The sequence below is a fragment of the Psychrobacter immobilis genome, from assembly GCF_904846175.1.
Taxonomy (GTDB): Bacteria; Pseudomonadota; Gammaproteobacteria; order Pseudomonadales; family Moraxellaceae; genus Psychrobacter; species Psychrobacter immobilis_E.
The window spans coordinates 1-1,317 of record NZ_CAJGZM010000026.1 but is presented as its reverse complement, the minus strand read 5'-3'; the positions used below and the strand labels follow the sequence as shown (position 1 = coordinate 1,317).

Here is a 1,317-nt window from a genome sequence, read left to right as displayed (position 1 = left end):
ATAAAGCGCAAAAAAAAGCCACCCTTTATCAGGATGGCTTTTTTCTTAGAGCTTAACACTGTCAGATTGCTCTGATAGTATTAATGCATCAATAGTTACTGGGTTACTTAGCTAAGTACGTTAGCAACAACACCAGCGCCTACGGTACGGCCGCCTTCACGAATAGCGAAGCGTAAACCTTTGTCCATAGCGATTGGGTGGATAAGCTCTACGCCCATCTCAACGTTATCACCAGGCATAACCATTTCAGTACCTTCTTGTAATTGGATTGCGCCAGTTACGTCAGTGGTACGGAAGTAGAACTGTGGACGATAGCCGTTTAGGAATGGTGTGTGACGACCACCCTCTTCTTTTGACAATACATATACTTCAGCGTCAAACTTAGTGTGAGGCGTGATAGAACCTGGCTTAGCTAGTACTTGGCCACGTTGTACGTCTTCACGTTTGGTACCACGTAGTAGTACGCCACAGTTTTCGCCTGCACGACCTTCGTCAAGCAGTTTACGGAACATCTCAACACCAGTACAGGTGGTTTTTTGGGTGTCACGGATACCGACGATTTCGATTTCGTCACCAACTTTAACGATACCAGATTCAACACGACCAGTCACAACAGTACCACGGCCTGAGATTGAGAATACGTCTTCGATTGGCATTAGGAATGCTTTGTCGATGTCACGCTCTGGCTCTGGGATGTAGGTGTCAAGAACGTTTAGTAGTTCTACGACCGCTGGTTGGCCGTATTTTTCTTGTGAGCCTTTTAGGGCTTCAGTAGCAGAACCTTTGATGATTGGGGTGTCGTCGCCTGGGAAGTCATAGTCGTTCAATAATTCACGAACTTCCATTTCTACTAGCTCAAGCAATTCTTCGTCATCAACAGCATCACATTTGTTCATGAATACGACGATGTACGGTACGCCAACCTGACGTGAAAGCAGGATGTGCTCACGGGTTTGTGGCATAGGGCCGTCAGTTGCTGATACAACTAGGATGGCGCCATCCATTTGGGCTGCACCGGTGATCATGTTTTTAACATAATCGGCGTGACCTGGGCAATCGACGTGAGCATAATGACGTGATGGGGTGTCATATTCTACGTGTGAGGTGTTGATGGTGATGCCACGTGCTTTTTCTTCTGGTGCTGAGTCAATAGACGCGTAGTCTTTGGCTTCGCCACCAGAGGTGATTGCTGCTACGGTTGCGATAGCGGCGGTTAGGGTTGTTTTACCGTGGTCAACGTGTCCGATAGTACCGACGTTGACGTGTGGCTTGCTGCGTTCAAACTTGGCCTTTGCCATGGGTATTTCCTCTTTTTTT

General features: G+C 47.4%; 1 protein-coding gene. It reads right to left on the bottom strand.

The features are described 5' to 3' along the window. Window positions 1-107 precede the first annotated feature (107 nt). Window positions 108-1,298, bottom strand: coding sequence for an elongation factor Tu (tuf, locus tag JMW39_RS13155; RefSeq protein ID WP_201547280.1), 1,191 nt, complete (start codon window positions 1,296-1,298; stop codon window positions 108-110). Between the last annotated feature and the right edge of the window lie 19 nt (window positions 1,299-1,317).